Genomic DNA, 26,234 nt, shown 5'->3' on the forward strand with positions numbered 1-26,234 from the left:
CGCAAAAAAGCTGTTTGAGCTAGCTCAAACAGCTGGAAGAACACTCGCTTAATCAGAGGAATGACTTTGTTGCACTTGACTTGACAATTGGGGATTATCTTATTTTTTCTACGTATAGTAACAAAAAAAGCGCCCGATTAGGGCACTAAATAAGCGAATATCTTATTTTTTAAAGGTGTATTTAAAATCATCCTCTTCATTCTGATAAACCGTTAACGTTCCGTTTACCAATTTATATTTGAGATTGTATTGCATTACAAAGTTTCCACCACTATCTACAAGAAATTCATGAGTTTTTTCAGATAACTCGCCTTCAAATAGCACCATATCAATGGTTCCTTTTCTAACATCAATTTCAACTCCTATTTCCTTCAAGTAACCCCATTTGCTTCGTTCCTCAATGTACTCCAATGCATTTTCCATAGAATATAAATAACTTTTATCGCCTTCAAGGAGTTTTTTTGCTGCTCCTTTAAAATCAACTTTTCCTGATGTAGAAATTTTTACTTTGTTACCCTCTACTTCCACAATCATTTCGACATCTTTAATAAATTCACTAGAGATATCTAAAGTCGAGGTGAAACTTTCTTTAAAACCAGCTGTCATTTCTTTCTTCAGTTCAGGAGTAGCTGACCATTTCCCTTGAATACTATTAGGATTTTTAGTAAATAAGAAAAAGGCAAGCACAGCTAAAACTGCAACGGCGACAAGACTACATAATCCAATAATCAGCCCTTTCTTAGACTTCTTACCGGGTATTGGGGATTGTCCCATATATGGGGAATTAGTCTGGTAATTCAGTTGCCCATTGTTTGGATAACCTCCCTGCATCTGAGCATTGTTATAGGATGCGAAAGGCGCTCCTGCTTGAGCCGAATCCTGAACAGGAGCTTGTGGCTGAGTTCCACCTTGGCCAAAAGCTTGTCCTTGATGTTGAAACGGACTTGTTCCACCTTGGTATTGATTTGGAGCTGGGCTTGCACCTCCAAACGGAGATTGAATTGGATTTACCAGCATATCCTGTGTCGCTTGTGTTTCTGGACTTTCAAACTGACCAAAAACCTGTTGGATTTCCTCCTGATTGGCCGGTCGACCATGGACTCTCTCGAACTCTGCTAACCATTCTTCTTGTTTCATTACTATATCCTTCTAACCTTTACTTATTTTATTATAAAGGAAATTCATAGGAGAAGCAAATCCGACTAAAATGAGCATAAAAAATCAGCGAAAAACCCTGATTTCATGGCTCTATGATTTCTGTAGTGGGTAAAATCACCATAGGAATTATGGAGCCTATTTTATTGTAGAAAACAAGAACATCAAAAAGAGGCTGGCACAAAAGTCCTAGCCTCTCAATTGTCTTTTGATTGTCGAGCAAGACGCAGTGGTTGAGTGGGCTCTACTACGCTGATTTCATCAGCTTTTACAGCCCTACTCAACTGTGCGGAGGTGGGACGACGAAATCGAATTCTAACGAATTACCGATTTCTGTCCCACTCTCAGGGTATAACTTTTCATCAACTCTTTACAGTTGACAAAGAGCCTAAATAAGCGAATATCTTATTTTTTAAAGGAGTATTCAATTCCATAATCATTTCCATCCACGGAAACTTTCAGCGTTCCATTTTCAATTTTATACTTGAGATCGTATCGTAGGAAATGACTCTTATCTTCATCCTGAATGAATCGGTGATCTTTTTCATCCACCTCACCTTCAAAGGCTACCATTTTAAGAGTACCTTTCTTCACATCGATTTCAAGTCCCATATCCTCTAAATAGGAATTCTCACTGTTTTCCTGGATATAGTCTAAGGCATCCTCAACAGAGTAAAAATCATTGTCTCCATCATCATAGAGTTCCTTTGCAGCTCCCTTGAAATCAATCTTACCAACCACACTGATGGTCACTTTTTTCCCCTTTACCTCTACGATCATATCAATGTCTTTTATAAATTCACTTGAAATATCTGATGTAGCCGAGAAGGTGCCAGAAAAAGCAGACTTCATTGTCTTTTTCATTTCAGGAGTAGCTGACCATTTTCCTTGAATACTATTTGGATTTTTAGTAAATAAGAAAAATGCAAGTACAGATAAAACTGCAACAGCAACAAGACTACATAAACCAATAATCAGCCCTTTTTTAGACTTCTTACCTGGCATTGGAGCTTGTCCCATATATGGGGAATTAGCCTGGTAATTCAGTTGCCCATTGTTTGGATAGCCTCCCTGCATCTGAGCGTTGTTATAAGATGCAAAGGGCGCTCCTGCTTGAGCCGCCTCCTGAACAGGAGATTGTGGCTGAGTTCCACCTTGTCCAAAAGCCTGTCCTTGATGCTGATAAGGACTTGTTCCACCTTGGAATTGATTTGGAGTTGGACTTGCACCTCCAAATGGGGCTTGGCCTGTACCTCCAAACTGTGTTTGTTCTGGGACTGGTGTTGCACCTCCAAATGGCGTTTGCTCTGGAGTTGGCGCTGCTCCTCCAAACTGTGTTTGCTCTGATGCTGGTATCGAATCTCCAAATGGTGTTTGTTCTGGCGCTAGCGTTGCTCCTCCAAATGGCGTTTGCTCTGAGGCTGGCGCTGCTCCTCCAAATTTGGCTTGTTCTGGAAACGGTAAGGGACCTCCAAATTGTCCTTGATTGGAAACAGGAGCTGCTCCCTCAAATGGAGATTGAATTGGGTTTACGGGCGTATTCGGTGTCGCTTGTGTTTCAGGACATCCAAACGCACCAAAAACCTGTTGGATCTCCTCTTGATTGGCTGGTCGACCATGGGCTCTCTCAAACTCTGCTAACCATTCTTCTTGTTTCATTGCTATCTCCTTATAACCACTAATTATTTTATTATAAATTAATTTGGTTAGAGATGCAAACTCAACTAAAATGAATATAAAAAAATCAGGGAAACTCCCTGATTTGATGTTCTTTATTCTTGAACTTTTGTCGCTTGCTCGTCTTCATCGACTAGATCACTGACCTCAACCTTCACCTTGGTGACACGACCATTTTTCACCTTATCGTTTGTAAGGATCAAATGCTTCTTCATGCTGTCTACTTCAAAACTCAAGCGTTCCTTGTGACCTGGAATGCGACCAACCCCAGTTAGGTAGTAGCCTGCAATGGTATCCACATCATCACTTTCCAGCTTCACATCAAAATACTCATTAAAGTCATTTAAGGTCACAATCCCCTGCACAATATAGAGGTTAGGCTCAATTTCAAATACGTCATTTTCAGCCTTATCGGTCTCATCATCAATTTCACCGACGATTTCCTCCAGAAGGTCTTCCAAGGTTACCAGACCAGCCATTCCTCCATACTCATCGAGCAAAATGGCCATCTGATTTTGTGTATTCCGGAGCTCCTTTAAAAGATCATCCACAAAGATTGTTTCCGGTACAAAGAGCGGTTCCTGAAGAATCTTGCGAAGAGCGATGTTATCAAATCCATTCACAAAACCTTCATTAAGCAAACGTTTGGTATGGATCAGACCAATGACATTGTCCTTGTCATCATCATAGACAGGAATACGAGAAAAATTCTGTTTTAAGATACTTTCGATGATTTCTCTGGTATCATCTTGGATATCCACCATAAAGGCATCCGTACGAGGAACCATTAGCTCACGCGCCATCAGCTCATCTAGTGAAAAGACTCCTTGCAACATTTCAATCTCGTCAGCATCCAGACTCGTTTCACTCTTAGCCAGCATATAGGCAATCTCATCCCGTGACATCTCTTCGTCTGCATCATCGAATTGCATCGGGGTCAGACGACTGACCAGATTGGTTGATGCCGATAAGAGCCAGACAAAGGGGCTAACGATTTTTCCTAGTAAAATAACAATTGGAGCCGTTCGAATAGCCAAGCTATCTTTCAGATTCATGGCAATACGCTTCGGATATAACTCACCAAATACAATCGAAATATAGGTCAAAAAAACCAGTGAGAGGAAGCTAGCTATCGCACGTGCTGTCTCCGTATTTCCCATCCAAGAAGCGATTACTTTCCCAAGATTATCTGCTAGGCTTGCCCCAGACAAGATGGTAATCAAGGTAATACCAACCTGAATCGTAGATAAAAAGTGGTTGGGATTTTCCAATACCTTTAAGAGACGAATATAATTCTTATCGCCTTCCTCCGCTTTTTGCTCTACCCGAGAACGATTCAGCGATACCATCGACATCTCCGTTGCAGAGAAAAATGCATTTAATAAGGTCAATACAAATAGTAAAACAAATTGCAGTATTAAATCCTGACTGCCAGGGTCTTCCATGGATATTCTCCTCAATGTATAGTAATAATGCCCATTATATCATATTTTTTAAAATGGTGCATAGTCGCAAAAATTTCCCTCCTAAAAGAGGAGGGAAGGCCAGTTATACTCCATAACGTGTAAAATCATAAAAGAGTACATTCAGTTTTTCTACAAGTTCCAAAAGGGTCAAACTACTTGTACAAATAAATTTTTTCCCTTTTATATCCGGAATCATAAAGTTGGCAACAATGACATCATACTCAGTGTGCTCTAATTCATGAAGTTTAAAGTCATGCTTGATGACCTGTGAAAACTCAATGTTATCCGTACAATAAAATTTTAAGAAATCAATCATGGACTTAGCATGGTGGTCATCGTATCGGCTAATGATTAAGACCTTGACAGCTGTCCGTCTCCTTAATAGTTGAGGCAATAGATTTTCCCAATGTGAAAATACGGTATAAATCTGATGCTTGAGGTTTTCAGGATTTTCATGAAAGCCCATCTCTTTGAGATAGTGATACAAACCAGTTTCAACATCCTGATAAAATTTAGGGAAGAGGGTTCGATAATCCTCATTGGTATAGCTCTTAGTATCATAGAGAAGAAATTCACCAAAGATTTCACGTCGCTCCAAATAGGCAGTGTTGTGAATATGCATGATCATCTCTTCATAATTCTCAAGTTCTAAACCATAAGATTCACTCAGGTGATCAAGAAATTGAGAGGCTAAAATATAGGATTTTTTTGTAACAGCGTCTTCCTCTGTAGCGTCAATCAGACCCTGTGGAGTAAAATAAAAGCGTTTCTGCAAGAAGATAATAAAGAGTTGTTCAATGGTTTCTTCATTAAATTCTACACCCAGCTGCAAACCAAAATAACGAAGCATCTCATTGATTTTTGGGAGCTCTTGATAGAGATAAGCGTATTGTTCAAAATTATTGGCCCCTTCAATTCGATAACCTTGCTTAATCCGGTATAGGTAGACCGTCAGCATGATTTTATAGGAATGGAAGATCGAATAAGTCAGTGGGATTTCTGTCAATTTATAGAAGAAGGTGATGAAATCAATAATAACTTGCTCTCTGATATCAGGAAATGGCCATTCTAAATAATAATACCGCTCAGCAAAATACTGGGAATAGAAAAATCGAATATCGACTTCGTCCCCCACAACATTTAGAGGATTCAAGGTGATACGAATATTGTACTTTTCCTGAATAATTTGGTTGATATTTCGAATCAAGCGATAAAATGATTGCTGGCTGAGATCATACCGTCTACAAATTAAGTCACTGGAAACATCTTTATGGAAGAACAAGTATTCCAAGAGGGAGAAAGCTGTAGATTCTTTAAAGAAGTGATGGTACACCACCTCAATCCCAATCGAATCGTCATAGCTAATTTTAATACCATTTGTCGAAGATTCAATCAAAAATTCATTAAAGACCGTCCGTAAATTTGACAAATCCTCCTTTAATGACCGCTCTGTACAATCTAACATTTCAGCGAGTTCCTTCAAATGAAACCAGCGCTTCTCTCGAATTAATGTTTCTAGCAAACGCATTTGGCGTCGCTGCTTCTTGGCAAGCAATTCTATCATCTTATAGAAACTCCTTGATTTTGTATCATTACTAATTCATTATAACATATTTTCTTAAAGGAAATGTAAAAGTTTACGATTCAAGTCCTTAGCCTATCCTTTCTAAGTCTATACTCAAAAAGGAATGGTCACCCATTCCTTTTTTAATGTAGACATACTATTGTTTTACATAAAACAGCTAGATAATTTTCAAAAAATGACTCTTATTTTTTGAGTCATTCAAGTAGAGCTAAAACTTTCCGCTGTGAGAAAAGTGCCTGAAACAATTATGTTTCAGGCACTCGGAATTATTGAGACCTTAGGCTCAATAATTAGTCATGGAACTTCGACGAAGTTCGCTGACGTCCCTACTCACCTAAGGAAAGTTTTTTTAGAAGACTTTATCTTCAATTTGAAAGGAATGGTCACCCATTCCCTTCTAATTTATTCTGTTAGGATTTATTAATGATTCCAAACTCTTCTTGCTTGCGCTGCTCTTGTGTCTTTTTATGATTTTCATACAAGGCTGCGAGGAATTTCATGATTTCTTTACCAATCGAATAAACCGGAATCGCCACAATCATTCCAATTACACCATAGATGTTACTGGACAAGAGCAAAAGAACCATAATGGTAATGGGATGCACTTTCATTACGCCTCCCACAATCCGTGGATAAAGGATGTTTCCATCGATTTGTTGAACAATCAACATGAAGATGACCGCTTTGATCATCATATTGAAATCCGTGAAGGCATAGGTAACCACCATGGGAATCAAGCCAATCGTCGGTCCAATATAGGGAATAAGGTTGGCCAAGGCTGAGAAAATAGCAAAGACCAATGCATATTTCAAACCGATGATACTGTAGCCAATAAAAGCTAAGGTTCCGATAATTAAAGCATCGATAGAAATCCCACTAATATAACGAGAAACTGTTTGGTTGAGACTCACTATGAGGGAGCTAATATTCCGCCGGTCATTCTTCAGGATCGTCCGCTCTAACATTGGAAGCAACTTCTTCCCATCAATCAAGAAATAAATCAAGAATATCGGGGTCATAACCAGAATGAAGAGCGTATTGACAATTGTCGATACCACACTACCCAAACTATTGGTCACACTGTTTAAGATATTTTGTAGAATATCCACATAAGATAGATTTAGTTGCTGAATGGTCGATTGGATATTGATACTCTGAAAAGCTGGATTCTTAGATAACTTGGTCACAAAACTTTGCACTTCCCAATACAAGCCTTGGGTTGAATTAATCAAGCTTGACAACTGGTTGATCAAAATAGGCAAGATATAAACAATCCCATAAATAATCAATCCAAAAAGGGTTACCAAGGTTAAGAGAATGCCAAAAATTCGATTCAGATGAAATTTCTTTTCCAAAAATTCTACGATAGGATTGGTGATATAATACAAGAAACCAGCAATCAAAAATGGAAGAATAATGGTATTCAGAACAGATACAAATGGAGAGATGAGGCTTCCCATACTTCCCCAAATATAGAATATAATCGTTAATAATAGGACTTCACAGGTCCAGAAAAATAATTTACTTTTATGAAACATCCCTTTCCTCCTATCTGCTATTTTATCATATTTATGATAAAATAGAGAATATTTTTATAAAGGTTAAAAAGATGAAAGATAGCTTAATTGAACTGAAAGAAGTCACTCTAAGGAAAGAAGGAAAAAACCTCCTTTCCCATTTAAATTGGACCGTTAAAAAAGGGGAAACCTGGGCTATCCTTGGACTGAATGGTGCTGGTAAATCGACCCTCCTTCGTCTCTTAATGGCGGAATACTGGAAAACAGAAGGAGATGTTTCTGTGCTCGGGACGCAATTTGGGCAAGGGGGTATTCCTGAGCTCCGCAAGCGGATTGGAGTGGTTAGCTCCTTTATTTCTGAGCGCATCCCTGAATCTCTATCCCCAGAAGAAATTGTCCTCACTGGGAAATACAAGAGTAGCATCCTCTATACAACTTATGGAGAGAAAGAACTCGAAGAAGCGCGGTCCATGTTGTGTCGCATCGGTGCTACTTCTTTGATCGGGCGAAAATACAGGACCCTCTCTCAAGGTGAAAAACAGACGATTCTTATCGCCCGTAGTCTCATGGAACAACCCGATCTTCTCATCTTCGACGAGGCCTCAAGTGGGCTCGACTTATTTGCTCGGGAAGCCATCTTTCAGCTGATTCACCAGATCAAACAGATGGAAAAGGCACCGACCATTCTCTTTGTCACCCACCATGCAGAGGAAATCACCAAGTCCTTTAGTCATGTCCTTCTCCTCAAGGAGGGACAAAGTTTTGCCCAAGGACCTAAGAAAGACATTCTCACCCAAGAAACTCTATCAGACTTTTATGGGGGGAAGGTCCAGCTGATTCCTATCGGGGAAGATCGCTATTACATTCAGCCAGACCAATAATCAATAGCCTGCCAAGATACAAAATAAAGAGATTGGGACAAGCGTCACCAATCTCTTTTCTTCTATTTAGGTGGAAATTTATTTTTTATCGATTTCGAGCGTAATTGATCATATCATAAGGAAGAGTATTGGCACTTTCTTTCAAGGAATAGTTTTCCAATTCGTTGACATTTTGCCGCATACGACGTGCATACTTGGCCGAAATCAAATGCTGCTCCTCATATTCGAAAATGAGTTTTCTCTCCAGGTAATAGCCTCTTAGCATCTCATCAATATTATTGGGCTTGATCCGATTGATAACCCGCTCTACAAAGGCTCCACTGGTAATCAAAGACGTTTCACGCAGGCGTGATTCTTGAAGGAAAGAAACCAGGCTACTGCGATAAACTCCTTTTAGATTTTCCAAACTCTCGATAATAATTTCCGTATTCGCCAAATACAAGGCGGCAATCTGGTCATAATCAATCGCTTCGAGCTTGTAATTTTCTCCGTTTTTCCACGCCCGAATACCGGATCCAAAGGTCACAACCTCATGGAAAAGGAGGCGAATTAGGCGGAAGAGCACCAAGAAATAATAGGTCAGGCGTGATGAAAGATTGCGGTTGACTTTCTGCTCCATGGATCGGAGATAGCGTTGATAGACATGGTAGCTTCTATCTCGAATCTTTCCTTCTTCATAGGCTTGTTCCAAGCCATCGTTCTCGATACTGAGAATAAGGAGTTTCAGTTGCTCCCAGTCTCTTTGAGTGGCCTTATCCTCCTGATTGAGAATCATATTTTCTATCCGCCCATGATAATTATCAATAGCTGCATAGAGAGGCCCCTTCTGCTTGGTCACTGTCAACTCCTTCTCCAATAGCATGACGACATCGTTTAAGATAGCAATGTGCATCAAATGATCATTGGATTCCTCTTTGTCTTCAGAGAGCTTTGGTAGGATGAGAAGTCCAATCAGGAAACTACACAAGGTCACCCCTGCTACTAAAAACAAGAGAACTGGGTATTCTGCTTCTAGCTGCGTCGGTATCAAGAGAATGGTCGCGATGGACACCGTTCCTTTGACCCCCGAAAAGGTCAACAAGAGGGCATCTTTCAGATACTTATCAATGGATTTTTTCAATCGGAAACCACGGTACCAGTAAAATCCATACACCATCAAAAAGCGAATCAAGAATAGGAGTCCCGTCAATAAAAGAACAGTCACAATCAAGAGCAGATTGTTGTAAAAGGGAGTCCTAAGAATTGGCTCAGAAATCATCTCAAGCTCCATCCCTAAAAGGACAAAGACGGATCCGTTGAGGACAAAATTGACTGTATTCCAAACCGTATGGGTAACCGTATCGACTTTGGCTTCTAGTAGGGTAATTTTCTTAAACCGACTAGCCTTTAGGATGCCGGCCACGACAACCGCAATAATCCCTGATACATGGATCTCTTCTGCAATAAAGAAGGTTAACAAGGGAAGACTCAATTCTAAAATGAGTTCACTAGCAATATCTGTTGCCCGAACACTCAACAATAGTTTCTGAAGTCCACGGTTGACAGCCGCTGTCACAATCCCTACCGCAAAACCGCCTAAAATGGAAACCACCAAGTCCCAGCTAGCCTGTCCCAAGGAGAAGACCCCAGTGATCCAAGCAGCCAGAGCTACTCGAAAAGCCACCAAACCTGAAGCATCGTTGAGCAAGCCTTCTCCTTTTAAAATGTTGGAGACCCGTTTAGGGAAGGTAAAGCGTTCCGAAAGGGAGGCAAAGGCCACTAAATCTGTCGGACCGAGCGCTGCCCCAACTGCCATACAGGCAGCTAGTGGAATTCCTAGCCACAGGAGATGAGCCAACCAACCCAAGCTAAGGGTCGAAATAAAAATAACTGGGAAGATTAAAAAGGCGATAATGCGCCAGTGCTTGAGAATAGAAGTAATATCAGCTTCTTCTGCCTCTCGAAAGAGGAGGGGACCAATAACCAAGGCCAAAAAAAGCTCGGTATCTAAGTGATACTCCGAATTGGGTAAGAGAAAGCCTATCCCAATCCCAAGGACGATCTGGATCAAGGGCAGGGGCAAGGTCGGAATCAACTTATTGGTCGCATTGGAGACAATCAGGATCAGGGAAAAGACAATGGCGTATACAAGAATCTCCATCTCTTATCCTCCTGATCGTTGGTTACAACAGTCCTCAAAGAGTTGTTTTTGTTCTTGGATCTTTTGATCAATCTTTGTCAGATCCTTGTGCTCAATTTTCTTCTGGCAACGTTCCATTTCAAGAGAGAGTAACTTCTTCTTGATTTTGATCATCTTTTTGCTCATCCGTGCTTCATCCAAAAAGCCGACAGCACGTTCATGAGACGTTGACTCCACAAAATCGTGGCGAAGGGCTTCAATTTTATTTTTTAAAAATTCTTTATCCATGGCGGTAACTTTCTAATTTTTCGATCATCACCAAAAATGGTGGATGATTAATTTGATTGAGGGTCCGATAACTAGTAACCGTAAATTCTTGTTGGGGAAGCTGAGAGACAAAATCCAAGACAGCATCTTTTTCTAGGTCTCCACCTTCATGACCATAGTAGATCATGATCGCTATCCGGCCCCCTTTGACCAAGAGATGGCATAACTTATCGATGGCTCGGATAGTTGTTCTAGGCTGGGTAATAATCGACTTGTCTGCTGAAGGAAGATAGCCTAAATTGAAGATAGCGGCCTTGACCTGGTTTACATAGAAATCAACCTCTTCATGCCCCTTCAAAAGAAGGTGGGCATTGGCAAGACCTGCTTCTTCCAAACGCTTCTGCGTATGGACCAAGGCCTGCTCTTGAATATCAAATGCATAAACTTCTTTGGCTAGTTTCGCCAAGAAAAGCGTATCATGCCCATTACCCATAGTCGCATCAACGACGGTATCTTGATCCGTAATGACTTCCCTAAGAAAATCATGGGCCATTTCTAATGGTCGCAACATCCTACTCCTCCATTTTTCCTACTTTACAGCCTTGAACACTTCCTCGACGACGCATTTCTGTTTCAATAGCATTCAGGACTTCCCACTTATTGAGACTCCACATTGGGCCTATCAGCATCTCTCGCGGAGCATCTCCTGTAATCCGGTGGATGACAATTTCCTTGGGAATAATTTCCAGTTGGTCACAGATGACCGACACGTATTCCTCCTGGCTCATCAATTGCAACCGCCCTTCATGATAGTCCCGTTGCATCCGAGTGTTGGTCATCAGGTGGAGCAGGTGTAACTTAATACCATGAATATCATTGTCCGTCACACAACGACGGACATTTTCTACCATCATCTCATGCGTCTCCCCTGGAAGACCGTTGATCAAATGCGAAACAATCTCAGCCTTGGGAACCTGATGACGAATCCGCTTGACCGTTTCTACATAGAGCTCGTAACTATGAGCACGGTTGATCAATTCAGATGTCGCTTCATAGGTCGTCTGCAAGCCTAGCTCAATGGTCACATGCATTCGCTTTGTCAATTCTGCTAGGTAGGCTAACGTTTCATCTGGCAAGCAGTCTGGCCGTGTCCCGATATTAATCCCTACGACACCCGGCTCATTAATGGCTTGCTCATAGCGCTCCCGAATGACATCGACGGATTCATGCGTATTGGTGAAATTTTGAAAATAGACCAAATACTTTTTGACGTCGGGCCATTTGCGGTGCATAAAATCAATTTCTTTGTAAAACTGATCCCGAATAGGGGCATCTGGTGCTACGATGGCGTCCCCAGAGCCAGAAACTGTACAAAAAGTACAGCCCCCACGAGCAACAGTTCCATCACGATTGGGACAGTCAAAGCCCGCATCGATTGGGACTTTGAAGGTCTTTTCTCCAAATAAGGTTCGGTAATAATCATTTAAGGTCGTATAGGATTTCATACCCCTCATTATAGCAAAAAAGCAGAGTGAACTCAAAGTTGAGTCTCCTCTGCTTTCCATTTGTATTTTTTAAGATCCACACAACCGTTGGAGTTGCATTCCACCCCTTCTGCCCAGAGAAGCGTGCCTTGCTCTTCCCAATCAGGAGCCAGGCGACCAGTAGAGGTCACAACCCGGTGACAGGGATAGGAAACAGCCTGTAAAGAAGTGGCCAAGACCTTGCCGACCTGGCGGGCATGGCGAGGATAGCCAATGAGTTGGGCAATTTTACCATAGGTGGCCACACATCCCAGGGGAATCTGAGCAACGACCCTTAGGACCTTTTCTTCAAATATATCGTTCATGCTTTACTTCTGCTTACTCTTAAAGCGCCATTCAAAACGCAAACGGTCGTAATAAGGAAAGACCATTTGCAACAGACCAAATCCCAAAAGCATACTTCCTGTGACGTCTGTCGGGTAATGAACCCCAACATAGACACGTGATACAACGATGGTCACCATACAAAGAAAGAGGGCAAGCTGAGCCAGGACTTTCCCGACTTGAGAGGTCATCCGTTGCCCTACCACAATGATCAAACTACCGAAGACCAGGGTGGCTGCCAAGGAGTGGCCACTTGGGAAAGAATAGCCCCCTTCTTGAACCAAATGTTGAAGTGCTGGTCGTGGGCGTAAATAGATGTGTTTCAGGATCACCACGAGTAATCCAGTTGTAACCAAACTCCCGGTGAGGAGGATGGCCTCCGTATACCATTTCTTCCAGACAAAGAAGAGGACAATGACGCCAACCCAGGATGCAACAACGGGTGTGTTCATCAGCACTGTTACACGGGTAAAGAAGGCTGTCAAATAGGCTGGTAAATCCCCGCGAATAGCCGATTGAATCGGTTGATCGATTCCGACTAAATTTTCAGGATAAAATTTGACTACATAGCCCAGAATCATAAATAACAAAAGGGCAAAAGAGCCCTTTAAAAAATGAGATTGTTTATTTTTCATAGATTTTAAGTAGGGGCTGTACGACGGTGTATACCATCCAGAAGGTCACAGCCCAAATCAGTCCTTCTATTAGATTAAAGGGAACAACCATACTGAGAAGATACTTTTCAACTCCGACCATCTTTGCGATGTCAAAACCAACAAATTTAGCATAGAGAGGGATGGCATAATAGTAATTGACTAGGAGCATGGAAATAGTTAGACCAATGGTCCCAACTAGACTAGCAATCACAAACCGAACCTGGTTTTTCTTCTTATTCCAAATGACTGCAAATGCTAAGACAAAGACTAAGACACCAATGATATTAATCGGTAAGCCAACCAAGGTCTCAGCTCCTCGACTATTCAAAACCAACTTGAGAACAGATCGAATCAAAACCACCACAACTGAGCTCTTCAAATCTAATAGAACTAAGGCGAGTAAGATTGGGATCGTACTAAAGTCAACCTTTAAAAAATCAATCCCTATTGATAGTTGATAAAACATCAATAGAAAAGAAAGTGCAGATAAAACAGCCACTAGGGTCAGTTTACGAGTATTTGTCATCACAGGTTCCTCCAATTTTTACTAAAATTAGAAGAAGTTGGAAAGATTCCCTTAACCTTATTCTATTTCAATCGTTTTAAAGAAAACTTAAACAGTTCCTTAATACTTGACGAAAAAAGCCTTGATGCTACAAGAAAAAAGCGCAAAGACTAATTTCTTATAAAATCAACAAAATTTCCATCAAGTCCATCGTCAAAAAGAACAGGTTTGTTCCTCTCTCGTCTTCTCCCATCCAGACTATACTGTCGGTTGTGGAGTCACACCACATCAGCTTGCGCTCGCGGACTTCTTTTACGAAGATATTTTGGATTAATCTAGGCGTTGCAGTCGAAGATAATACTATCGTATATCGAGACAAGACAACGACGAGTAAGCCAAAATAGCTAGTAAAAGTCACCGCCGGTCGGGAATCACACCCTGCCCTGAAGACTCCTTTATCATATCAAAAAACACCTGCTATTGCAAGTGTTTTGTAATATCAAAAGTTACAACGAAGTCCCTGTTGTAAAGAGCCTCTTCCTACTTCAACTTGTCTCCCTCATACTGATGGACTAGCTCTAATCCAGCAAATTCCTGTTGTCTGAGGGCTTCGTAAACAATCATGCACACGGTATTGGAGACATTCAAGCTTCTGACATGCTCATCATTCATCGGAATCCGAATCGCCTTTTCAGCATGGAGTCGCATAAAATTCTCTGGTAAGCCTTTGTCCTCACGACCAAAAATGAAATAATGCTCTGCATCATCATTGTAGGCTACTTCCGAATAGGTTCGATCAGCAAATTTTGATACTAGGTGAACCTTTCCTCCAGCCGCAGCCTCCATAAATTCTTCCAAGCTATCGTAGAAGCGGACGTCTAACTTATCCCAATAATCCAATCCAGCTCGTTTCATCTTCCGATCATCAATAGGGAAGGCCATGGGACGGATGATGTGAAGAGGGGCATTGGTAGCTGCACAAGTGCGAGCGATATTGCCTGTGTTTTGGGGGATTTGAGGTTGATAGAGGACTACATGGTTTTTTGATTTGGTTTCTGTATAAGCTAATTCTTCGATATTCATCACGATCTCTTTTCCGACAAAAAAATAGCCACACTGCCCGGAGTCAAGCTCAGCAAACAGCGTGGTTACGACTTCATTAACTTAACTCACAACAGGTTTGAGGTAAATCAATGAGGTTACTGTATCAGTATACCACTTTCATCCCTCCTGTCAACTATTTCGGCCCAAAAATTTCACTTTTTTACATTCTCTTTCATGTATTGAAGAGACTCTGGCTCTTTATGCCCTATTTGCACCATTAAGAGGTGATTTTTTTTTGAAAATAGAGTAAGATAGAATCATACTTTGGAGGAAATATTCATGAAAATTATTGTAGTTGGAGGCGGTAAGGTCGGAACAGCCCTCTGTCGTTCCCTCGTCGCGGAAAATCACGATGTCATCTTGATTGAACAAGATGAAGCCGTTGTTAATCATATTACCAAACGCTACGATATCATTGGTATTGTTGGAAATGGTGCCAACTTTAAAATTCTAGAACAAGCAGATGTGGCTGACTGCGATATTTTTGTCGCCCTGACAGAGCAAGACGAAGTCAATATGGTATCTGCCGTTTTGGCTAAGAAAATGGGAGCCAAAGAGACCGTTGTCCGCGTCCGGAATCCAGAATACTCAAATTCTTATTTCAAAGAAAAAAATATTCTTGGCTTCTCTCTAGTCGTCAATCCTGAGCTTCTAGCAGCTCGCTACATTGCTAACAGTATTGACTTTCCAAACGCCTTGTCTGTTGAGCATTTTGCTAGTGGACGGGTCGCTTTTATGGAATTTATAATCAAAGAGGAAAGCCCTCTCTGTCAGATGACCCTTTCTCAATTCAGGAAGAAATATGGAAACATTATTATCTGTGCTATCGAACGACAAGGACAGTTAACTATTCCAGATGGGGACTTCACTTTACAAGCCTTTGATAAGATTTTTATGACGGGAAATCGAGTGGAAATTGTGAATTTCCACAATAGCATTCGTCCTCAGGTTGTTAAAAGTCTCCTCCTCATTGGTGCTGGTAAGATTTCCTACTATCTTCTGAATATTCTTAGTAATAATAAACGAAAAATCGACTTAAAAGTGATTGAAATCGATCAAAAACGAGCAGAATGGTTTAGTCAAGAATTCCCTGACCTCTATGTCATCCAAGGCGACGGGACATCAAAAGATATCCTAATGGAGGAACGCGCAGGTAACTTTGATGCCGTGGCAACCTTAACGGGCGTCGATGAAGAAAACATTATCTCTTCCATGTTCCTAAATAGTATTGGTGTACAAAAGAATATTACCAAGGTCAATCGAACCAGCTTACTTGAAATCATTGATCGTCAAGATTTTTCAAGTATTGTGACACCCAAAGGAATCGCAGTTGATACGATCATGCATTTCATCCGCGGACGCTACAATGCCCGTTATTCGAATCTTGAAGCCTTGCACCACGTTGCCAATGGTCAAATTGAAACCCTTCAATTCCAGATTCGAGAAGAAAATAAGATGACTGGCAAGCCTTTGGCTCAATTGAAATTGAAAAAAGGTGTTCTGATAGCGGCCATTATCCGAAATGGGAAAGCCATTTTCCCAACTGGGGATGATCACCTCTTGATTGGGGACCGAATTATCGTTACCACCTTAATCAGCAATATCACGAAAATCTATGATTTGATAGAGGGGTAAGCCATGAATAAAAGTATGATTCGCTACCTTTTAGCAAAACTCCTTTTGATTGAAGCCATGTTGCTTTGTGTTCCGATTGTCGTTGCACTCCTCAATCTAAAGAATGATTTTGTTGTGAAAGATAGTCCGGCTGTCTTTATCTCTCTATTTGCAACCATTGCCATCCTCCTCATCCTTGGAGGAATTGGTACCTTATTCAAGCCCAAAGATTTTCACATCTACGCCAAAGAAGGCGTTCTCATTGTAGCTTTGTGTTGGATCCTCTGGTCCTTCTTCGGTGCTCTCCCCTTTGTCTTCTCAGGACAAATTCCAAACATCATTGATGCATTTTTCGAGGTTAGCTCTGGCTTCACAACCACAGGGGCTACCATTTTAAATGACGTCTCTGTCCTTAGCCCTTCTCTTCTCTTCTGGCGTAGTTTTACCCACTTAATCGGAGGGATGGGGGTGCTGGTTTTTGCCCTAGCGATTATGGACAATAATAAGAACAGCCACCTCGAAGTGATGAAGGCAGAAGTTCCTGGCCCGGTATTTGGTAAAATTGTATCCAAACTCAAGAATACAGCTCAAATCCTTTACTATCTCTATCTGGCCCTCTTCTTCCTCTTCGTCATTATCTACTTCTGTGCTGGCATGCCCCTGTATGATAGTTTTATCATTGCCATGGGGACAGCCGGAACTGGTGGTTTCACCGTCTTTAACGATGGAATTGCCCACTACCATTCGACTCTCATCACTTATTTGGTCAGTTTCGGAGTCTTGGTCTTTGGGGTTAACTTTAACCTTTACTACTACATCATGCTTCGCAAGTTCAAAGCCTTTTTCGGCGATGAAGAACTTCGTACCTATTTAATGATTGTCGGTGTCTCTTCCCTACTGATTGCCTGCAACATTTTTCACCTCTATCACAATTTTGCAGATAGTTTCGAAATGTCCTTTTTCCAAGTGTCCAACGTCATTACCACGACTGGATTTGGTTTTGGCAACACTGTTGATTGGCCGGTCTTTTCTCAGTTCCTCCTCCTCATGCTCATGGTGGTTGGTGGATCGGCTGGCTCAACTGCAGGGGGGCTGAAAGTCATTCGTTTCTTAATTCTAGCTCGAATCGGGAAGAATCAAATTCGTTCGACCCTCTCACCCAATCGGGTGATGACCCTGCATGTGAATGGCACAGCCTTGGATAAGGATACCCAGCACAAAATCTTAAAATACTTCGTAGTCTATACCTTGATTATGATCTCTCTCATTGCGATTGTCAGCTTTGATAGCAATAATTTTATGACGGTCGTCAGCGCTGTCTTTAGTTGCTTTAACAATATCGGACCGATGATTGGAACAACGGATACCTTTGCTATCTTTAGCCCAATCTCTAAGCTCTTACTATCGATCGCCATGATTGCAGGACGGTTGGAAATCTACCCTATGTTACTGCTCTTTATGCCACGCACTTGGTCAGACCGCTAAAAAAACAAAAGAGGCTGGGACAAAAGTCCTAGCCTCTTTATTGTCTTTGGATTGTCGAGCAAGACGCAGTGGTTGTGTGGGCTCTACTACGCTGATTTCATCAGCTTTTACAGCCCTACTCAACTGTGCGGAGGTGGGACGACGAAATCAAATTCTAACCAATGACCGATTTCTGTCCCACTCTCTTTTTCTTTGCTCTGAGTGAGACTTTTGATTAAAGTATGTTCGATCTTAATTTTTGCCTTTCTCTTCCTCTTCTAGGTGGCTTTTCAGACTGAAATGATCTGGAACTGGATCCACTCCCGTCGTGCTCCAGGGATGGCAACGGAGAATTCGAGCAAGCCCCATCAGAATCCCTTTTAAACCATGCCGTTCAATAGCCTGAATCATATAGTTGGAACAGGTAGGATTATAGCGACAGGAAGGCGGAAAGAGGGGCGAAAGAAAGCGTTGATAGAGACGAACAAGTCCGATTGCACATTTCTTCATTATTTTTTCGTCTTTGTCACCGCAAGAGTATGCAATTGGCTGATTTCTTTTTTATTGAGTCGGCGGTATTCACCAGGGCGAAGTCCAGAAACGTCTAGATTTCCAAATTGGGTCCGAGACAATTTATCCACCAAAAGGCCAACAGCTTCAAACATCTTCTTGACCTGGTGATTGCGCCCTTCATGGATAGTCAATTGGACAACTGAGCGATTCTTTTCTGGGTCAACTTTTAGAATTTCATAAGTTGCTGGCTTGGTTTTTTTCCCATCAATGGTCACACCACGTGTCAAAGGACGCAAGTTTTCTTTATTCGCCAATCCCTTCACACGCGCAACATAAACCTTATCAATCTCATTACGCGGATGGATCATTTCATCCGTAAAATCACCATCATTGGTCAAAATCAGGACACCTGAAGTATCCCAGTCCAAACGACCGACAGGATAAATCCGTTCCTTGACTTGCGGTAATAAATCAATAACAGTTGGTCTCCCTTTATCGTCTGATACACTGGAAATGACGCCTCTTGGTTTATTTAAGAGGTAGTAAACCTTCTCCTCATTGTATATTGGTTGACCTTCTACTTCTACCTTGTCTCCAGACTTGATCGTCGTCGCCAATTCACGGACCACTTGGCCATTTACAGTGACAAGGCCTTGCTTAATCAATTCCTCTGCTTTGCGGCGGCTTGCGACACCAGCATGAGCAATATATTTATTAATTCTCATCAATTTCCTCAGTTCTTTCTGTAAATAATTGGCTTTCTTGACCGATTAACTCAGTCTCTTCAACAATTGGTAGCTCGTCTAGATGGTTTATCCCCATGTAATCCAAAAAGTAATCTGTCGTCACATAGAGATTGGGTCTCCCAATGACTTCTTTCTTCCCATCTTCTCGAATCAACTCAAAAGAAAGTAATTTTGAAATAGCCCCACTAGAGTTCACCCCTCGAATATCATCGACTTCAATCCGAGTAATCGGCTGTTTATAGGCAATGATGGAGAGAGTTTCCAAGGCGGCACGAGAGAGACTTTGATTCATTGGTGACTTTGAATACTCACGTAACAGCTCTGCATATTGGGACTTGGTCACTAATTTATAGGTTGACGCTGTCTCTAATAAGGCCATACTAGAATCTTGATCCTGCTCATATTTCTGGGCCAATTTTTCTAAACTTTGAATCACCCCTGTGGGAGGAAGGGATAAGAGATCGGCAATCTGCCTAATTGTCAAACCATCTTCTCCTGCAACAAACAAGAGGGCCTCCATCTCTGCAATTTTACTCATTCTTTAATCCTACTAAAATAATATCTCCAAATGGTTCTTCCTGAAGAGCCTCAACTTCTTGTACTTTAATTAATTCCAAAGTCGCCAAAAAGACTGTAATCAGTTCGTTGACATCCTTGGCTTCCTCAAAAATATCTTGTAGTAAGATTCTCTTACCAGGTTGACACAAGTGACGAACAACATTCATCAGGTCTTCAATTTTATACTCGTCTCGAACAATGGTCGTATGATTTTGTCGAAATTCTTCCTTCTTTTTCGTTAACAATTTTGAAAAGGCCAAGAAAAGATCTATCGTGGTCTTGTCATGGACCAATTCAGCATCATCATAGACTAATTCCGTTTTGGGTTTTGAAAAGTACTGGGCTCTCTCCTCGTGTTGAAGGGCCATCTTTTCACCCAATAGTTTAAACTTCCGGTACTCTTCGATTTGAGACAGGAGATCCTGCTCCAAATCTTCTTCATCCGTTGCTTGCTCCGCAATTTTTGGAAGGAGACGCCGACTCTTAATCAAGGTCAATTGACTGGCCATCAGCATGTATTCACCAGCAACCTCAAGTCGCATGGCTTGAAGGGTCGTTAGATAGGCTAAGTACTGCTCGATCACCTCAATCAGAGGAACCTCATAAATATCCATTTGGTATTTTGAAACGAGGTGTAAGAGAAGATCCAAGGGACCTTCAAAATCCTTTATTTTAATATCCATTACTTATACTTTTCTAAGGTAACAAGAGTTTTTAAACCGAGCTCGCGGGCGATGCTAAACAGATCCATCCCCTGTTCTCTTTGTTTTAAAATGTATTGTTCCCGTAAGGATTGTGCCGAAAGATTCTCAAACCCTTTTTCCAATAGGAAGGACTCTAATTGACGGAAGCCCCACTGACGTGAGTAGGCCTTGCCCTTGTTATCAAATAAATAAGTCCCCGTCATCAAATCCGTCAACTCTCCTAGAAGAGCATCCGGAATACGCAAGACCCGTTTTTGCCCTTCTTTTCCTACTCGCAAAACCTGAAAATCGAGTTCAATATCAACGATTTTCAACTGAAGAATTTCACTAGGCAACAAGCCCATCTCGACAATCAATAGGGCAATCAAGCGACCTTGGGATAGTTCTGACCCTTCCCACAAGAGGGATAAGTCCAATAGTTCTTGGTCGTGGCTTTTCGGCACAGAGACTTTCGGAAGGACCAAGCGATGGTAATCCTCGATAACTTGATGTTGATAAAGATAAAACAAAAATTGGTTGACGGCTGAAAGCTTCCGTTTTTGAACAGCTGGTTTAAAATCTTTAATCGAAGCTTGATAAATTCGAAGATTGGTATCTGAGACATGGTTATGAACAGTATCCACGAACTGATCCAAATCATAAGAATAAGCCGTCTGTGAATTTTCACTCAAGTCTTTTTCTTTGATAAAACTAGCTATGTATTCTTTCATTTTTTCCTCATCTCATATTCATTTGAGAAATTGTGCATGAGGGAGTTGATGGCTTTTAAAATGGATTTTCGAGTGATGATTCCTTCAAAGACTCCATCCTCTGAAACAACCGGTAGAAAGGATTCCTCTACCAACTTATGCAAGACTTCCGTCACAGTATAGTCTTTTCCAAGGCGCTCCCCATCCGTTTTTGTCATATGAACGATGTCCATGGATGAAAAGACTTCATCAGAATAATCATGTTTCATTTGGTAAGAAAGAATATCTGTTAAAGAAATCGTCCCTACGTATTTCATTTGATCGGTCACAACAGGAACGCGAGTGTAGCTAATTTGACTCAGCACCAAGATGGCATGATCCACATTATGCGTATCAATCAAGACAGCCAAATTGCGCGCTGGAGTCAAAAAAGTCTTTTCTTCTCGGAGAATAAACTCCTCAAATTCCTTGGCGATCATCGATCAAACTCCTTTGTAAGAGGTTCATAGACCTCATGTTTCCGATTTAAAAATTCAACTCGATAGGAATCTGCATCAATTTCCACTTTAGCATAGAGGCACTCTTGAATGGGCCCCCTCGGTAAACTGACTGACCCAGGGTTCAGAAAAAGGGTACGCCCTTCCTTCCAAGCATCCGGAATATGCAGATGGCCATAGAGGCAGATATCTGCATCTTCTTCCTGGGCCCACAAATCTAACTTTTGAAAACTAAAATTAATTTGGAAAAGATGACCATGGGTTTGAATAATCCGAGTAGGACCCAATTGCGTCACCAGACGTTCAGGGTACTCCCCATAAAAGTCCATGTTCCCTTTGACAACATGAATGCCTTCCCATACAGGGTCGGTACTTTCTAACTCAGAATCCCCGTTGTGAAAAATGGCATCGACCTTTCCTTTATAGTGGTTTTTGATCTCTTCTACGATCTGACGATCTCCATGAGAATCGCTCATGACGATAATTACTTGTTCTGCCATGCTGGGAATACCTCCACTAATTTCTTCACGGCTAAAGCACGATGCGATTGTTGATTTTTCTCCTCTAGAGTTAGTTGAGCAGATGTCTTACCTGTTTCTCCTACTAAAAAGAGGGGATCATAGCCAAACCCGTTCTCACCTTTTGGTTCAAAATTGATATATCCTGGCCAATCTGCCTCCACAACAAGGCTCTCCTTACCAGGACTGGCAACCACTAAGGTTGTATGAAATTTTGCTGACCGATCCTTCAATTCAAAGACCATCGCCAACTCATGTAAGAGCTTGGCATTGTTCTCTAAGTCGGTCGCTCCCACACCTGCAAAGCGAGCAGACCAGACACCTGGTAAGCCCCCAAGGATATCGACCATGAGTCCTGAATCATCTGCCAACACCATTTTCCCTGTTAGCTGTGAAATTGTCTCAGCTTTTAGGCGAGCATTTTCTTCGAAAGTCATTCCTGTTTCAGCGACTTCTGGAAGATCTGGATAGTCATTGAGATTCTCGACTTCAAAACCCATTTGTTCAAAGATCTGACGAAACTCTTTGGTTTTTCCTTCATTCCGAGTAGCGATTAGCAAGCGATCCTTAAGACCTTCCTGGCCCAAAAAATCTGCAAGTGGAAGACCATTTTTTGGTAGATAAACAGAGAGCAATTGCTCTCCTTCTACAATGAGAAGAGCTCCTTGACGCTGCACGATTTCAATTTTGCGACCTAGTGTTTCCTCAACGATTTGAAAGAGGAAGGTCAAAAACTGCAAACTAGAGGCGTAACGAACAACCGTTACATTTAGGGGAAAGCCCAAGTCTGTGTCTCCAACTAGTGATTCTACTAAGTCAACAAGCTCAGAAGCTTCTGAAGAGACTTCACTATATTCGTTATAGTCACTCCGATCTCCCCATTCAGCTAGAAACCAATTTAAGGCATCTTTGTATTCATATATCTTTTGGTTCATAATTCTACATGCTCCACATGAACAACTTGATGCAACCAAGTCTTGGCAATCGCTGCAAAACTGGCTGCATTGGCCGTTGTATAAAACTGATGGTGGCAGTCCTCCAGTTGACGACTGCGATTAATCTCAAAGTAGTTGAGCAAGACCGAGATATCCCGGACACACTCAGCACCGCTATCAATTAATTGAACCTCTGGCCCCATGACATTTTGAATAATAGGGCGAAGGAGAGGATAATGGGTACATCCCAAAACCAGTGTATCCACTTTCCCAGCCAAAGGTTTCAAGGTTTCATAGACAACTTTTTTTGTAACACTGGACTGCAACTCATTGGATTCAACCAGAGGGACAAATTTCGGACAAGCTAAACTCTCTACTGCCATTTCTGGTGACAGGCTTTGAATTTTTTTACGATAAATATCTGAGGCGACCGTCATTGGAGTCCCAATGACTCCAATTCGTTTGCTTTTTGTCGCCTTGATCGCTGCGGAAGCTCCTGGCAAAATCACTCCTAGAACAGGAATATCCAAGGCTTCTTTCACCTCTTCCCATACAACTGCTGTCGCCGTATTACAGGCCAAAACAATCATCTTCACATTTTTCGTTAGGAGAAAACGAACCATCTCCCAAGTATAGTCACGAATTTGATCTGCTGGTCTCGGGCCATAAGGTGCTCTAGCGGAATCACCAATATAGACCACCTCTTCATGGGGGAGTTGCCGCATCAATTCGCGAACAACGGTTAACCCTCCGACACCCGAATCCAAAAAACCAATTGGTCGATTGTCCATCTGCCTTCCTTTCAAAACAAGGGACCAAGAAAAATCTTAAAGTCCCCCTACTTATTTTATTGTGTCATCTGTTTTGCTTTTATTTCTTCTTCGTATTTAAAGATGCTTTTTGTTGATTCAGAATTTGACGGTAAACTTGTTGCACCTTCGCTTCACTTGGACGTTGACCACTAGCTCCCAATAATGTACGAACCGCTTCAACATTCAAACGTGGGTTTGATGCAAATTCTTTTTCAAACTGCTTGCGAAGTAGATACATACCGGCCAACATTCCACCAAAAAAAGCAAGGATAATCAATAAAATTGTCAAAAATGTAGACATAAGTGTTTTTCTCCTAAATTCAATATTTACACATTTTCTATTATACCAAAAAGGCCCTATTTTTCAAAGTCAAAGCCATACAATGTTGCAAAGTAATCCTCTGGTTTTTCGGCCCGTCGAATGAGACGAGTTTGGCCCGATTCTTCTAATAAAATCTCCGCAGAGCGGAGCTTGGCATTGTACTGATAGCCCATGGAATAACCATGCGCTCCCGTATCATGGATGACCAAAAGATCCCCAATCTCAGAAACAGGAAATTCCCGATTCTTGGCAAACTTGTCATTATTTTCACACAAACTACCAACAATATCTACTACTTCTGTCTCTCCATCTGGACGATCGAGATTGGTAATATGGTGGTAGGCCCCGTACATAGCGGGACGGAGGAGGTTGACAGCCGAAGCATCTACTCCTAGATAGGTCCGATAAGTCTGTTTCTTATGGGTGACATGGGTGACCAATAGGCCATGTAGTGCTAGCATAAAGCGGCCTAATTCTGTATAGATTTTCACTTGATCCAAGCCTGCTGGAACTAAAATGTCCTCGTAAGCCTTACGAACACCCTCCCCAATCACAGCAATATCATTTGGTTGGTCTTCTGGTTTGTAGTTCACTCCAACCCCACCAGAGAGATTGACAAAGTCCAAGGTAACCCCTGTCTTTTCAACCACTTCTACTGCCAACTGGAATAATTGCTTAGCCAATTCTGGATAGTAATCATTGGAGACGGTATTCGAAGCTAAGAGGGCATGGATCCCAAATCGTTTGACTCCTAAATCTTTCAACTCCGTAAATGCTTGGATTAATTGCTCCTTGGTCATGCCGAACTTAGCCTCTTCAGGATGGTCCATGATATCCGTTCCCAGTTCAAACACCCCTCCTGGATTATAGCGGCAAGAGATGACCTCCGGTAGTGTCGCAACAGATTGTAGAAAGGCTACATCTTCGTAAGCATCCAAGTTGATAGTCGCTCCTAGCTGACGGGCAAAGACCATCTCTTCAGCCGGTGTATTGTTGGAAGAAAACATAATTTCTTGGCCTGTAAACCCTAATTTTTGTGCCATCAGCAATTCTACATAACTGGCACAGTCCACGCCACAGCCTTCCTCTTTGAGGATTTTTAGGATGGCTGGATTAGGGGTCGCTTTGATAGCAAAATACTCCTTAAAGCCTGGATTCCAAGAAAAGGCTTGATGGAGAGCACGAGCTGTCTGCCGGATCCCAGCTTCATCATATAGGTGAAAGGGAGTTGGATAGGTTTCCATAATTTGTTTTAATTTTTCTCTACTAATAAATGGACGTTTCATGTGAAGATTCTCTTTTCTATCAATTTTCTTTAGTATATCACAAGTTTTCAAACAAAAAAAGCCGGTTTCCCAGCTCTTTCTATTAATCGTTGCGTCCAAAAATACGTAAGATATTGATGAACAAGTTGATGAAATCAAGATAGAGTTCCAAAGCCAAAGCAACAACCCATCCATTGGTTGGCTGACCATTGGATTGTTCATAGACATAACGAATCTTTTGGTTATCCCAAGCAGTCAAACCTGCAAAGATGATAACACAAAGAATGCTAAGGACATAATCCATACCAGAGCTTTGTAAGAAGATGTTTGCAATCGAAGCAATGATAATACCAATCAAGGCCCCCATAAATGCTCGTCCCATTCCAGACAAGTCTTTTTTGGTCACACGACCAATGGCAGACATGATGAAGAACATCAAGGCACTAACGACGAAGGCTTTATAAACTGTCGCTTGAGCATAGCGTGCAATGATAAAACTCAAGGTAAAGCCATTCAGAGCTGAATAAGTTAAAAAGAGAGGCAAGGCCATGGGATTGTTTTTCACAGATTGTCTCGAAGCGACCAGGACCAAAATCAATTCAACAGCAATGGCAATATAGTAGACCCATGGAGCCTGAGTTAGAATATATATGAAGGTTTCTTGGAAAAGTGTCATCATCAAAGCTGATACAACAGCTGAGATTCCAACTCCAACTCCAACTAGAGAATAAATTTTGCTATAAAAGCTATTAAGACCACTTTGTTCGTGGATAACGGTTTGTTGATTCATCATCAAT

The 26,234-nt window shown here is 41.6% G+C and carries 28 protein-coding genes and 1 riboswitch; of the genes, 3 read left to right on the forward strand and 25 right to left on the reverse strand.

Features of this window, described 5'->3' with window-relative positions:
- Positions 1 to 162: 162 nt before the first annotated feature.
- The 5 genes from K1J10_RS00005 to K1J10_RS00025 all read right to left on the reverse strand — a co-directional run bounded on the left by K1J10_RS00005 (position 163) and on the right by K1J10_RS00025 (position 7,421).
- Entirely contained in the window at positions 163 to 1,137 is a 975-nt protein-coding gene (locus K1J10_RS00005) for a hypothetical protein (protein WP_223355463.1), read from the reverse strand.
- A 423-nt stretch (positions 1,138 to 1,560) separates the two neighbouring features.
- Positions 1,561 to 2,814: a hypothetical protein gene (locus K1J10_RS00010; RefSeq protein WP_223355464.1), complete on the reverse strand. Its 1,254-nt coding sequence runs from the start codon at positions 2,812 to 2,814 to the stop codon at positions 1,561 to 1,563.
- Between the two features lie 113 nt (positions 2,815 to 2,927).
- Positions 2,928 to 4,277, reverse strand: a complete 1,350-nt coding sequence (locus K1J10_RS00015; protein ID WP_156676928.1) for a hemolysin family protein — start codon at positions 4,275 to 4,277, stop codon at positions 2,928 to 2,930.
- A 103-nt stretch (positions 4,278 to 4,380) separates the two neighbouring features.
- Complete coding sequence (locus K1J10_RS00020; RefSeq protein ID WP_223355465.1) at positions 4,381 to 5,862, reverse strand: M protein trans-acting positive regulator PRD domain-containing protein; 1,482 nt, start codon at positions 5,860 to 5,862, stop codon at positions 4,381 to 4,383.
- 431 nt (positions 5,863 to 6,293) lie between these two features.
- A complete protein-coding gene (locus tag K1J10_RS00025; RefSeq protein ID WP_156676929.1) occupies positions 6,294 to 7,421 on the reverse strand; it encodes an AI-2E family transporter in 1,128 nt (375 codons plus the stop codon).
- A 71-nt stretch (positions 7,422 to 7,492) separates the two neighbouring features.
- Here K1J10_RS00025 and K1J10_RS00030 point away from each other — a divergent pair, with 71 nt between their 5' ends.
- Complete coding sequence (locus K1J10_RS00030) at positions 7,493 to 8,281, forward strand: ABC transporter ATP-binding protein (RefSeq protein ID WP_223355466.1); 789 nt, start codon at positions 7,493 to 7,495, stop codon at positions 8,279 to 8,281.
- An 85-nt stretch (positions 8,282 to 8,366) separates the two neighbouring features.
- Here K1J10_RS00030 and K1J10_RS00035 read toward each other — a convergent pair whose 3' ends face one another.
- The 8 genes from K1J10_RS00035 to K1J10_RS00070 all read right to left on the reverse strand — a co-directional run bounded on the left by K1J10_RS00035 (position 8,367) and on the right by K1J10_RS00070 (position 14,779).
- Positions 8,367 to 10,421, reverse strand: coding sequence for a cation:proton antiporter (locus K1J10_RS00035; RefSeq protein ID WP_223355467.1), 2,055 nt, complete (start codon positions 10,419 to 10,421; stop codon positions 8,367 to 8,369).
- Positions 10,422 to 10,424: 3 nt separating this feature from the next.
- On the reverse strand, positions 10,425 to 10,688 hold the full coding sequence (locus K1J10_RS00040; protein ID WP_223355468.1) for a hypothetical protein: 264 nt from the start codon (positions 10,686 to 10,688) through the stop codon (positions 10,425 to 10,427).
- On the reverse strand, positions 10,681 to 11,238 hold the full coding sequence (locus K1J10_RS00045) for a tRNA (mnm(5)s(2)U34)-methyltransferase (protein WP_223355469.1): 558 nt from the start codon (positions 11,236 to 11,238) through the stop codon (positions 10,681 to 10,683). The genes K1J10_RS00040 and K1J10_RS00045 overlap by 8 nt, the downstream gene beginning before the upstream one ends.
- Position 11,239: 1 nt before the next feature.
- Positions 11,240 to 12,181: a TIGR01212 family radical SAM protein gene (locus K1J10_RS00050; protein ID WP_223355556.1), complete on the reverse strand. Its 942-nt coding sequence runs from the start codon at positions 12,179 to 12,181 to the stop codon at positions 11,240 to 11,242.
- Between the two features lie 23 nt (positions 12,182 to 12,204).
- Positions 12,205 to 12,516 carry an MGMT family protein gene (locus K1J10_RS00055; protein ID WP_223355470.1) on the reverse strand — a complete coding sequence of 104 codons (312 nt, stop codon included), beginning with the start codon at positions 12,514 to 12,516 and terminating at the stop codon, positions 12,205 to 12,207.
- Between the two features lie 3 nt (positions 12,517 to 12,519).
- The gene (locus tag K1J10_RS00060) at positions 12,520 to 13,170 is read right to left on the reverse strand and encodes a phosphatase PAP2 family protein (RefSeq protein WP_048789540.1); all 651 of its coding nucleotides are present in this window, start codon (positions 13,168 to 13,170) and stop codon (positions 12,520 to 12,522) included.
- Positions 13,160 to 13,717, reverse strand: coding sequence for an ECF transporter S component (locus K1J10_RS00065; protein WP_223355471.1), 558 nt, complete (start codon positions 13,715 to 13,717; stop codon positions 13,160 to 13,162). The genes K1J10_RS00060 and K1J10_RS00065 overlap by 11 nt, the downstream gene beginning before the upstream one ends.
- A 216-nt stretch (positions 13,718 to 13,933) precedes the next feature.
- Positions 13,934 to 14,151: riboswitch (FMN riboswitch) on the reverse strand.
- 85 nt (positions 14,152 to 14,236) lie between these two features.
- Positions 14,237 to 14,779 carry a tRNA (cytidine(34)-2'-O)-methyltransferase gene (locus K1J10_RS00070; protein WP_125374412.1) on the reverse strand — a complete coding sequence of 181 codons (543 nt, stop codon included), beginning with the start codon at positions 14,777 to 14,779 and terminating at the stop codon, positions 14,237 to 14,239.
- A 300-nt stretch (positions 14,780 to 15,079) separates the two neighbouring features.
- On the opposite strand from K1J10_RS00070, the gene trkA reads away from it, so the two are divergent.
- Complete coding sequence (gene trkA, locus K1J10_RS00075; protein WP_125374413.1) at positions 15,080 to 16,435, forward strand: Trk system potassium transporter TrkA; 1,356 nt, start codon at positions 15,080 to 15,082, stop codon at positions 16,433 to 16,435.
- 3 nt (positions 16,436 to 16,438) lie between these two features.
- Complete coding sequence (locus tag K1J10_RS00080) at positions 16,439 to 17,899, forward strand: TrkH family potassium uptake protein (RefSeq protein ID WP_223355472.1); 1,461 nt, start codon at positions 16,439 to 16,441, stop codon at positions 17,897 to 17,899.
- Between the two features lie 231 nt (positions 17,900 to 18,130).
- On the opposite strand, the gene yidD is transcribed toward K1J10_RS00080, so the two are convergent.
- The 12 genes from yidD to K1J10_RS00140 form a co-directional block, all read right to left on the reverse strand.
- On the reverse strand, positions 18,131 to 18,388 hold the full coding sequence (yidD, locus tag K1J10_RS00085; protein ID WP_223355473.1) for a membrane protein insertion efficiency factor YidD: 258 nt from the start codon (positions 18,386 to 18,388) through the stop codon (positions 18,131 to 18,133).
- Complete coding sequence (locus K1J10_RS00090; RefSeq protein ID WP_023024093.1) at positions 18,388 to 19,116, reverse strand: pseudouridine synthase; 729 nt, start codon at positions 19,114 to 19,116, stop codon at positions 18,388 to 18,390. The genes yidD and K1J10_RS00090 overlap by 1 nt, the downstream gene beginning before the upstream one ends.
- Entirely contained in the window at positions 19,106 to 19,675 is a 570-nt protein-coding gene (scpB, locus tag K1J10_RS00095; protein ID WP_048789536.1) for an SMC-Scp complex subunit ScpB, read from the reverse strand. Before scpB ends, K1J10_RS00090 begins: the two co-directional genes overlap by 11 nt.
- Positions 19,668 to 20,378: a segregation/condensation protein A gene (locus K1J10_RS00100; protein WP_048715402.1), complete on the reverse strand. Its 711-nt coding sequence runs from the start codon at positions 20,376 to 20,378 to the stop codon at positions 19,668 to 19,670. Before K1J10_RS00100 ends, scpB begins: the two co-directional genes overlap by 8 nt.
- Positions 20,378 to 21,109: a site-specific tyrosine recombinase XerD gene (xerD, locus tag K1J10_RS00105; protein WP_048688302.1), complete on the reverse strand. Its 732-nt coding sequence runs from the start codon at positions 21,107 to 21,109 to the stop codon at positions 20,378 to 20,380. Before xerD ends, K1J10_RS00100 begins: the two co-directional genes overlap by 1 nt.
- A complete protein-coding gene (cbpB, locus tag K1J10_RS00110) occupies positions 21,106 to 21,567 on the reverse strand; it encodes a cyclic-di-AMP-binding protein CbpB (protein WP_154857558.1) in 462 nt (153 codons plus the stop codon). Before cbpB ends, xerD begins: the two co-directional genes overlap by 4 nt.
- Positions 21,564 to 22,085: a metallophosphoesterase gene (locus K1J10_RS00115; RefSeq protein ID WP_048688308.1), complete on the reverse strand. Its 522-nt coding sequence runs from the start codon at positions 22,083 to 22,085 to the stop codon at positions 21,564 to 21,566. Before K1J10_RS00115 ends, cbpB begins: the two co-directional genes overlap by 4 nt.
- Positions 22,070 to 23,038 carry a nucleoside-triphosphate diphosphatase gene (locus K1J10_RS00120; RefSeq protein WP_048688311.1) on the reverse strand — a complete coding sequence of 323 codons (969 nt, stop codon included), beginning with the start codon at positions 23,036 to 23,038 and terminating at the stop codon, positions 22,070 to 22,072. The genes K1J10_RS00115 and K1J10_RS00120 overlap by 16 nt, the downstream gene beginning before the upstream one ends.
- Positions 23,035 to 23,829, reverse strand: a complete 795-nt coding sequence (gene racE, locus K1J10_RS00125) for a glutamate racemase (RefSeq protein ID WP_006595783.1) — start codon at positions 23,827 to 23,829, stop codon at positions 23,035 to 23,037. The genes K1J10_RS00120 and racE overlap by 4 nt, the downstream gene beginning before the upstream one ends.
- 79 nt (positions 23,830 to 23,908) lie before the next feature.
- Complete coding sequence (locus tag K1J10_RS00130; RefSeq protein ID WP_006595782.1) at positions 23,909 to 24,151, reverse strand: YneF family protein; 243 nt, start codon at positions 24,149 to 24,151, stop codon at positions 23,909 to 23,911.
- Positions 24,152 to 24,207: 56 nt separating this feature from the next.
- On the reverse strand, positions 24,208 to 25,458 hold the full coding sequence (locus K1J10_RS00135) for a diaminopimelate decarboxylase (RefSeq protein ID WP_223355474.1): 1,251 nt from the start codon (positions 25,456 to 25,458) through the stop codon (positions 24,208 to 24,210).
- A gap of 82 nt (positions 25,459 to 25,540) precedes the next feature.
- Positions 25,541 to 26,227, reverse strand: a complete 687-nt coding sequence (locus tag K1J10_RS00140) for a Bax inhibitor-1/YccA family protein (RefSeq protein ID WP_006595780.1) — start codon at positions 26,225 to 26,227, stop codon at positions 25,541 to 25,543.
- Positions 26,228 to 26,234: the final 7 nt, after the last annotated feature.

This window comes from Streptococcus australis (assembly GCF_019930045.1).
Lineage (GTDB): Bacteria > Bacillota > Bacilli > Lactobacillales > Streptococcaceae > Streptococcus > Streptococcus australis_D.

What these genes read in the sequence shown, in the direction of transcription:
- K1J10_RS00005 (WP_223355463.1), bottom strand. Translation starts at nt 1,137, where the DNA reads ATGAAACAAGAAGAATGGTTAGCAGAGTTCGAGAGAGTCCATGGTCGA.
- K1J10_RS00010 (WP_223355464.1), bottom strand. Translation starts at nt 2,814, where the DNA reads ATGAAACAAGAAGAATGGTTAGCAGAGTTTGAGAGAGCCCATGGTCGA.
- K1J10_RS00015 (WP_156676928.1), bottom strand. Translation starts at nt 4,277, where the DNA reads ATGGAAGACCCTGGCAGTCAGGATTTAATACTGCAATTTGTTTTACTA.
- K1J10_RS00020 (WP_223355465.1), bottom strand. Translation starts at nt 5,862, where the DNA reads ATGATAGAATTGCTTGCCAAGAAGCAGCGACGCCAAATGCGTTTGCTA.
- K1J10_RS00025 (WP_156676929.1), bottom strand. Translation starts at nt 7,421, where the DNA reads ATGTTTCATAAAAGTAAATTATTTTTCTGGACCTGTGAAGTCCTATTA.
- K1J10_RS00030 (WP_223355466.1), top strand. Translation starts at nt 7,493, where the DNA reads ATGAAAGATAGCTTAATTGAACTGAAAGAAGTCACTCTAAGGAAAGAA.
- K1J10_RS00035 (WP_223355467.1), bottom strand. Translation starts at nt 10,421, where the DNA reads ATGGAGATTCTTGTATACGCCATTGTCTTTTCCCTGATCCTGATTGTC.
- K1J10_RS00040 (WP_223355468.1), bottom strand. Translation starts at nt 10,688, where the DNA reads ATGGATAAAGAATTTTTAAAAAATAAAATTGAAGCCCTTCGCCACGAT.
- K1J10_RS00045 (WP_223355469.1), bottom strand. Translation starts at nt 11,238, where the DNA reads ATGTTGCGACCATTAGAAATGGCCCATGATTTTCTTAGGGAAGTCATT.
- K1J10_RS00050 (WP_223355556.1), bottom strand. Translation starts at nt 12,181, where the DNA reads ATGAGGGGTATGAAATCCTATACGACCTTAAATGATTATTACCGAACC.
- K1J10_RS00055 (WP_223355470.1), bottom strand. Translation starts at nt 12,516, where the DNA reads ATGAACGATATATTTGAAGAAAAGGTCCTAAGGGTCGTTGCTCAGATT.
- K1J10_RS00060 (WP_048789540.1), bottom strand. Translation starts at nt 13,170, where the DNA reads ATGAAAAATAAACAATCTCATTTTTTAAAGGGCTCTTTTGCCCTTTTG.
- K1J10_RS00065 (WP_223355471.1), bottom strand. Translation starts at nt 13,717, where the DNA reads ATGACAAATACTCGTAAACTGACCCTAGTGGCTGTTTTATCTGCACTT.
- K1J10_RS00070 (WP_125374412.1), bottom strand. Translation starts at nt 14,779, where the DNA reads ATGAATATCGAAGAATTAGCTTATACAGAAACCAAATCAAAAAACCAT.
- trkA (WP_125374413.1), top strand. Translation starts at nt 15,080, where the DNA reads ATGAAAATTATTGTAGTTGGAGGCGGTAAGGTCGGAACAGCCCTCTGT.
- K1J10_RS00080 (WP_223355472.1), top strand. Translation starts at nt 16,439, where the DNA reads ATGAATAAAAGTATGATTCGCTACCTTTTAGCAAAACTCCTTTTGATT.
- yidD (WP_223355473.1), bottom strand. Translation starts at nt 18,388, where the DNA reads ATGAAGAAATGTGCAATCGGACTTGTTCGTCTCTATCAACGCTTTCTT.
- K1J10_RS00090 (WP_023024093.1), bottom strand. Translation starts at nt 19,116, where the DNA reads ATGAGAATTAATAAATATATTGCTCATGCTGGTGTCGCAAGCCGCCGC.
- scpB (WP_048789536.1), bottom strand. Translation starts at nt 19,675, where the DNA reads ATGAGTAAAATTGCAGAGATGGAGGCCCTCTTGTTTGTTGCAGGAGAA.
- K1J10_RS00100 (WP_048715402.1), bottom strand. Translation starts at nt 20,378, where the DNA reads ATGGATATTAAAATAAAGGATTTTGAAGGTCCCTTGGATCTTCTCTTA.
- xerD (WP_048688302.1), bottom strand. Translation starts at nt 21,109, where the DNA reads ATGAAAGAATACATAGCTAGTTTTATCAAAGAAAAAGACTTGAGTGAA.
- cbpB (WP_154857558.1), bottom strand. Translation starts at nt 21,567, where the DNA reads ATGATCGCCAAGGAATTTGAGGAGTTTATTCTCCGAGAAGAAAAGACT.
- K1J10_RS00115 (WP_048688308.1), bottom strand. Translation starts at nt 22,085, where the DNA reads ATGGCAGAACAAGTAATTATCGTCATGAGCGATTCTCATGGAGATCGT.
- K1J10_RS00120 (WP_048688311.1), bottom strand. Translation starts at nt 23,038, where the DNA reads ATGAACCAAAAGATATATGAATACAAAGATGCCTTAAATTGGTTTCTA.
- racE (WP_006595783.1), bottom strand. Translation starts at nt 23,829, where the DNA reads ATGGACAATCGACCAATTGGTTTTTTGGATTCGGGTGTCGGAGGGTTA.
- K1J10_RS00130 (WP_006595782.1), bottom strand. Translation starts at nt 24,151, where the DNA reads ATGTCTACATTTTTGACAATTTTATTGATTATCCTTGCTTTTTTTGGT.
- K1J10_RS00135 (WP_223355474.1), bottom strand. Translation starts at nt 25,458, where the DNA reads ATGAAACGTCCATTTATTAGTAGAGAAAAATTAAAACAAATTATGGAA.
- K1J10_RS00140 (WP_006595780.1), bottom strand. Translation starts at nt 26,227, where the DNA reads ATGAATCAACAAACCGTTATCCACGAACAAAGTGGTCTTAATAGCTTT.